Origin of the sequence: Salipiger mangrovisoli (assembly GCF_015223355.1) — a bacterium.
GTDB lineage: Bacteria > Pseudomonadota > Alphaproteobacteria > Rhodobacterales > Rhodobacteraceae > Salipiger > Salipiger mangrovisoli.
In genome coordinates this window covers 22,351-28,708 of sequence record NZ_JADFFK010000038.1, presented here as the reverse complement: position 1 = coordinate 28,708, position 6,358 = coordinate 22,351, and the positions used below count along the sequence as shown (strand labels likewise).

Here is a 6,358-nt window from a genome sequence, read left to right as displayed (position 1 = left end):
AGATCGACGATGACCGCCAGCCTCGCGATCAGCGACGCTCGCGGCTTCCTACACCACGCCGCGGGGCACTATCATCGCTAGCACCGGATCGGACGTGACCAATATCACTATCCTCATCACCGGCGTATCGACGAAGATGGGCTTGGTCGGCCGCCTTCGCCAATTCTTCAGAAACTGATTGCACGGGCCGGCTCCCTGCGCGGCTGCGAGATTTGCACGTACTTTAGCCAGCCTTCCGCAGCTGGCGCGCGGCGCGATGGTGTAGACGCGGCTGCTCGGCAACAACCCGGTTGATGTCACCAAAGAGGCTGCGCTTCAGCTTTAGCGTGAGGATCACTTAATACGAGCCCGGGCGGCGGGCCTCCAAACCGCGACGTTCAAGGTGCGCGGAGCGGCTTCCTTTCCACACTGGTCGACGGGATTCGGAGGCAGGTCGTGCCCCGCGCCAGGTTTTGCATATCGGCGCCATGGGCGAACTTGTATGTCTCATTAAACTTCCGAATCCAGAATGTTGCCTCTTTGTTCCGATCCGCAAGGGCATTTGGCGGAGTTACGCAACCCACCGGTATGCGAATAGAACTGTCTATCGCGCCCAACGAAACCTGCGGGAGTACAAGGCGAAGGGCCAGACGAGAAAATTGACCGAACTGGCACCTACCCTAGATCGTGGCGGGCTTCCGAGGGGCAGTGCATTGGCGCCCCTGGACACGATGGGATCATACTCCGTTGTGTCGCGTGGCCTGCTTTCCCTTTTCAGCTTCGATCGCGGCCACTGCGAGAGCATGGTCCTCCCGCTGCGAAAGGCCGCTGACGATCACGCTTCCGGCAATCCCACCCAGCGCAGAAAGTCGCACGGCGACACCGCCCCCAGAGTGAACGAAGCGCGTTTCATCGAGCCGGAACTTGGCCGTGAGCGTCGTCCCCAGCGCCTCACAGCGCAGCGTGGTGAGAAGCGAGCTTTCCCAGAACCGCTCCACCACGTTACGCTTCCTTTCGATCCACGCGAGATTGTCCGGGCTGGCGCCGGGCAGCAGCGCAGAGAACACCGGGCAGCCAGGCAGGGCGACCTGAATCGCAATCGGCAGGGTCTCGGTGGCGGCCCTCTGTCTCAGCCAACTGCCTATAGACCAGGCGACATCGACGTCGAAGCGATCGAGGGCCAGGGCCTCGTGCTCCGCCTCCAGTGCTGCAATTTGCGCGGCGAGATCGGTCATAGGCGGTCTCCAGTTTGACGGTCGAATATGTGGACCCGATCGGGTGGCGCGCTAACCGAGACGGGAGCGCCGATGTCGGGATTGGCGTCCGCGTCGACTAGCACCACCACCGGCTGCCGGGCGGCGGTGCATTCGAAGGTGAGAAGCGCCTGAGCTCCAGTGACCTCGACAAGCTGGACGGTGCCGCGGATCGGACCCTCGCCAGGGACGAGATCCTCGGGGCGGATCCCAAGAACAACCTCACGCCCGTCTTCGCCTGCATTGGCGGGTGCCGAGAGCGGTACGGTCTCTCCCGTCGCCAGAACACCGACCTTGCGTCCCTCCCGAGTGTCGAGGCGCGCGTCGAAAAATGTCATTGCCGGGGACCCGATGAACCCTGCGACGAACATGTTGGCGGGCTGGCGGTAGAGCTCCAGCGGCCGGCCGACCTGTTCGATCCGCCCGCCGTTCAGCACCACGATGCGGTCGGCCAGCGTCATCGCCTCGATCTGATCATGGGTGACGTATACCGAGGTGGTGCCCATCTTGTGGTGCAGCGCCTTGATCTCGGCCCGCATCTGAACCCGCAGCTTGGCGTCGAGATTGGAGAGCGGCTCATCGAAGAGAAACGCGGCGGGATCGCGCACGACCGCGCGGCCCATGGCGACACGCTGCCGCTGCCCCCCCGACAGGTTCGCGGGCTTGCGGTCGAGCAACTCCTCAAGCCCGAGCATCCGCGCCGCCTCGGCGATGCGGGTCTCGATCTCCGGCTTGGACAGGCGCGAGAGCCTCAGGTTGAAGCTCATGTTCTGGCGCACGCTCATGTGGGGGTAGAGCGCGTAACTCTGGAACACCATCGCGATGTTCCGCTCGCGTGGAGACAGCGCGTTCACCTTGCGCCCACCGATCTCGATGTCACCGGATGTGATTTCTTCGAGCCCGGCGAGCATCCGCAGCAAAGTGGATTTGCCGCAGCCTGAAGGCCCGACAAGCGCGACGAACTCCCCGTCCTCGACATCGAGCGAGATGCCATGGATGACCTCGGCCGCTCCGTAGGATTTCCGTATGTCGCGCAGATTGATATTAGCCATGTCTCTCCTCCTCTACCCGCTGGCTCAGGACTGCTGTTCGCGCCATGCCCGGAATTCGGCCTGAACCTCATCCGAGAGCGGATAGTACTTCCGAAGGTCTCCGCCCTCGCTCAGCTTGGCGCGCGAGAAGTCCTCCCATTCGGCATGGTGGTTCCCGGCCTCTAGCACTTCCGGGGCAAGCGCGATCGGCACCACCACGGCGCCGTCTTCATCGGCCACGATGATGTCGCCGGGCATGACGGTGGTGCCGCCGCAGGCGATGGGCACATTGACCGCGTAGGGCATGAGACCTGTCTGCGTGTGGTAATTCGGCGTCCGCCCCCGGGCCCAAACCTGAACGCCGAGCCCGGCGATCTTGGGGGTGTCGCGCAGGCATCCATCGACAATCACGCCCGCGCCCTTGCGCCCGCCGAAGTAGGTCATCATCATCTCACCAAAGATGCCCGAACTGAGATCGCCGCGCGCGTCCACGACCACCACGTCGCCGTCCTGCACGAGGTAGAGGACGTGTCGGTGGATCTGCTTTTCGGGGTCGGCATATTCTTCGCCCGGCGCGAGGTCCTCTCGCTTGGGCAGGAATTGCAGCGTCAGTGCCGGACCCGCGATGCATGTCCCATCAAACAGCGCCTGAAGTCCGCAGAGCTGCGGATCACGGATGCCGAGGCGCGAGAGTTCTCCGCTGATGGTGGCAGTGCCCATCGCACGGAGCCCGTCGACAAGCTGCGGGGACGGACGTGTGATGTCCGCCGGCGGGGTGACGGAGGGATCAATGATCATGTGCGTTCAACCTTTTCCCAGGTGTGGTTCTTTGCGGAACGGTAAAGGGCATCGACAACCGCCATATTCGCGACGGCGTCCTCAATGGGGTATGCGGGCGCCTCGCGGCCCTGGAAGACACGCGCCGCCAGCTCGGCCTGCAAGCCGTATTGATCGCAGGCCGGGATCGTCTCGCGCCGCAGGCGGTCGGGATCGTTGTCGCCGGAGGGGTCCACGAGAATGGTGGTTTCGCCTCCTTGAGGAGCATTGAGCGACACCGGCACTTCAATCCGGCCCCTGCTGCCGAAGATCTGCACCGTCTGAAACCGGCTGTGCTGCGTGCCGCAGGCAAAAGACAGCATCTTGCCAGCGCCGAAATCGACGACGCCGCCGGTCAGGCGATCGGTAGAGAAGTCGGGATCGGTCACGCACATGGCCACGGCACGCTCCGGCTCCGTCCCAAAGATGAAACGTGACAGGAACACTGCATAGCAGCCGATATCGTAGAGCGCGCCACCGCCGAGCGCAGCGATGTTGCGGATGTTGCCTGGATCGTCGTTGAAGAAGGTCAACGCCATCTGAACCAGCGAGACCTCGCCAATCTCGCCCGAGCGCAAAATCTCTTTGACGCGCAGCCACTGCGGGTGCTGGCGCACCATCACCGCCTCGAGCACCTCGCGGCCGGTGGCGTCGCGTGCATCGACCAGGCGACGTGCCTCCTCCGCGGTCAGCGCGATGGGCTTTTCGCAAAGCACATGCTTACCGGCCTGCAGCGCCCGGATTGTCCAGTCGACGTGCAGGCTCACCGGCAATGGATTGTAGATGGCGTCGATCTCGGGATCCGCGAGTAGGGCTTCGTAGCTCGCGTAGTGTTTCGGAATCCCTAGAGCCTGCGCGGCCTGGCGGGCGCGTTGATCGTCGCGGGACGCGATGGCCGTAACAACGCTGCTCGCGGCGGTCTCCATGCCGGGGATGACCTTGCGGACGGCGATCCCCGCCGTCCCGAGGACGCCCCACCTGATCAAATCAGTCATTTTGCCTCTGTTTCATATTTGGATATAGATAGTTCCGATTTGGATTGAACTGAGTGCAGAAATTGATCAGTGTCAAGTCACAACAGTCGCAAGACACCGAATCGACAGGGAAACGCAGAGCGTCATGAAAATCACCGATCTGAAGTGTGCGATCATCGGAAATCATCCCGTGGTTCGTATTTGCACCGATGAAGGGATAGACGGCCTTGGGCAGGCGGAGTTCCACAAGCCCTTCCTGAAGCCTCATGTGCTGACGCTGCGCGAGCCGCTGCTTGGTGCCGACCCGACGGATGTCGAGCGAACGATGTTGCGCATTCGCCAGCGCGGCGCATTCAAACCCTTCGGAAGCGCCGTCAGCATCATCGAGATGGCGCTATGGGACATTGCCGGAAAGGCGGCGAACCTGCCGGTCTACAAGCTTCTGGGCGGCAAGGTCCGCGATCGGATCCGCGTCTACAACGGCGGCATCCGCTTTCCGATGACAGGCTACGAACCCGAGGATTACGCCGAGGATGTTCGGAGGCTCATGGCCCGCCCGGAAGGTTTTACCATGCTGAAACAGCCGATCAGCTTTCACTGTCCGATGCGCTCGGAAGTGCCGGGTTTTCACTACGGGGAGCCTGCTGGCCCGGGTCTGCACGGCATCCTCGAGCGTGGCAAGGTGACAGAGCGCGGTCTGCGCCACACCATCGCCTGCATCGAGGCGATGAAAGAGGTGACGGGTGACCGTGTAGGGTTGGCGCTTGACTGCGGACCCGGCTGGATGTTCCCGGACGCGCTCCGCTTCGCCCGAGGCGTCGAACATCTGGATCTTTTGTGGCTCGAGGACCTGTTGTCTGGCGACTATACGCCCTGGGTCGATGCCGATCTCTATCGAGACCTGACCACCTCCACGTCGACGCCGATCCATACCGGCGAACAGATATATCTGCGGCAGAACTTCCGCAGCCTGATCGAAAGCCGCGCCGTCGATGTACTGGGGCCTGATCCGGCGGACATCGGTGGGCTGGCAGAGCTCAAGTGGGTGGCCGAGCACGCCGATCTTCACGGCATCCTCTTCGCGCCGCACGGGACGGCGAACGGTCTGATCGGCCTCGCGGCGCTTATCCAGGTCTGCGCAACGCTACCTGCAAACTTCCTTGCCTTCGAATACCCCATCGCCGAGCCGGCCTGGTGGTCCGACATCGTCGAGGGGCTGCCGGAAACCATCGTGCGTGACGGGTTCGTCGATGTGCTCGAAGCACCTGGCTTGGGCGTGACGCTCAACCCCGAAGCAGCCAAGCCGCACCTGCGAGAGGAAGATGCGGGGTTCTTCGCGTGAGCAGCCGGAACTCAGCCCTGCCAGCCCACAGTGCTTCGTTTGGCGGCGACCGGAAGGTCCGCCGCGATGGCGCCTGCGGCCGAGATCGTCGCGGCTCGCAAGACGTCGAGACGCGCCGGATCGACCTCATCGGCGACGTAAGGCAGGCTGAGCGCCGCGAGCGTATGGCCGTCCCGACCCGGAACCGGTGCGGCAAAGGCGTTGACGCCTTTCGAAAACTCGCCCTCGTCCGCAGCCCATCCCTGGCGCCGCACACGCGTCAGTTCAGCCCTGAGTTGCTTGTGCGAGGTGATGGTCTGCTGGGTATAGCGGGCCAGTTCCTCGGGCAATATCGCGTCCAGTTCCGACTTGGTGAGGCCGGCAAGCAGCACCTTGCTCGCGGCTCCGGCATGGATCGGCAAGCGCTGTCCGGGAACCCCCGCAAGTGCAAGCCCCCGCGTCCCGGGACTGGCCGCGATTACGACGACGCCACCCTCATTCAGGATCGAGAGCTTGCAACCCTCGCCAGTTGCGTCCGACAGCCGCTCCATGTGCGGTGTCGCGAGCAGCACGATGTCGATGTCTGCGGCAGAGGGCAGCACCCTCGCTGCCAGAGAGATCAGTCGGGTTCCGAGCACGTAGTTGCCGTCTGGCAGGTGTCGCACCATACGGTAGGAGTGCAGCGAGTTGAGCAGCCGGTAGACCGTCGTGCGCGGCAGGTGAAGGCTCTCCACCAGTTCCCGAGTCGATGCGCCGCTGGGCTTTTTCTCAAGATAGGACAGCACGTCCATCATGCGGTCGATGGCAGGAATGCGATGCTTCTCCATAGCATCTCCGGTGGCATCGCCCTCCATCGCGCGCGGGTCTGACTTAGATCTCATGAAGTGTCCCAAATATGAACTTACCCTTCACGTACCCAAGTTGCGCGGACTTGTCCAGTCAGGCGTGACAGCGAGCGGTGCCAACACGATGCAATACAGGAGA

The 6,358-nt window shown here is 63.1% G+C and carries 6 protein-coding genes; 1 reads left to right on the top strand and 5 read right to left on the bottom strand.

The window, feature by feature from the left end; translation table 11 throughout:
• Positions 1 to 716 precede the first annotated feature (716 nt).
• Genes IQ782_RS27475 through IQ782_RS27460 form a run of 4 tightly spaced genes read right to left on the bottom strand, consistent with a single transcriptional unit; the run spans position 717 to position 4,074 of the window.
• Positions 717 to 1,214 (bottom strand): heme-degrading domain-containing protein, encoded by a 498-nt coding sequence (locus tag IQ782_RS27475; RefSeq protein ID WP_194137873.1) that lies wholly within the window; start codon positions 1,212 to 1,214, stop codon positions 717 to 719.
• The gene (locus tag IQ782_RS27470) at positions 1,211 to 2,284 is read right to left on the bottom strand and encodes an ABC transporter ATP-binding protein (protein ID WP_194137872.1); all 1,074 of its coding nucleotides are present in this window, start codon (positions 2,282 to 2,284) and stop codon (positions 1,211 to 1,213) included. The genes IQ782_RS27475 and IQ782_RS27470 overlap by 4 nt, the downstream gene beginning before the upstream one ends.
• A 24-nt stretch (positions 2,285 to 2,308) precedes the next feature.
• Positions 2,309 to 3,061 carry an RraA family protein gene (locus IQ782_RS27465; RefSeq protein WP_194137871.1) on the bottom strand — a complete coding sequence of 251 codons (753 nt, stop codon included), beginning with the start codon at positions 3,059 to 3,061 and terminating at the stop codon, positions 2,309 to 2,311.
• A complete protein-coding gene (locus IQ782_RS27460; RefSeq protein WP_194137870.1) occupies positions 3,058 to 4,074 on the bottom strand; it encodes a Gfo/Idh/MocA family protein in 1,017 nt (338 codons plus the stop codon). Before IQ782_RS27460 ends, IQ782_RS27465 begins: the two co-directional genes overlap by 4 nt.
• Before the next feature lie 124 nt (positions 4,075 to 4,198).
• Between IQ782_RS27460 and IQ782_RS27455 the strand changes: the two genes are divergently transcribed.
• Positions 4,199 to 5,395 carry a mandelate racemase/muconate lactonizing enzyme family protein gene (locus IQ782_RS27455; protein ID WP_194137869.1) on the top strand — a complete coding sequence of 399 codons (1,197 nt, stop codon included), beginning with the start codon at positions 4,199 to 4,201 and terminating at the stop codon, positions 5,393 to 5,395.
• 11 nt (positions 5,396 to 5,406) lie between these two features.
• Here the strand turns inward: IQ782_RS27455 and IQ782_RS27450 are convergent, their stop codons facing one another.
• A complete protein-coding gene (locus tag IQ782_RS27450) occupies positions 5,407 to 6,201 on the bottom strand; it encodes an IclR family transcriptional regulator (protein WP_194137868.1) in 795 nt (264 codons plus the stop codon).
• Positions 6,202 to 6,358 lie beyond the last annotated feature (157 nt).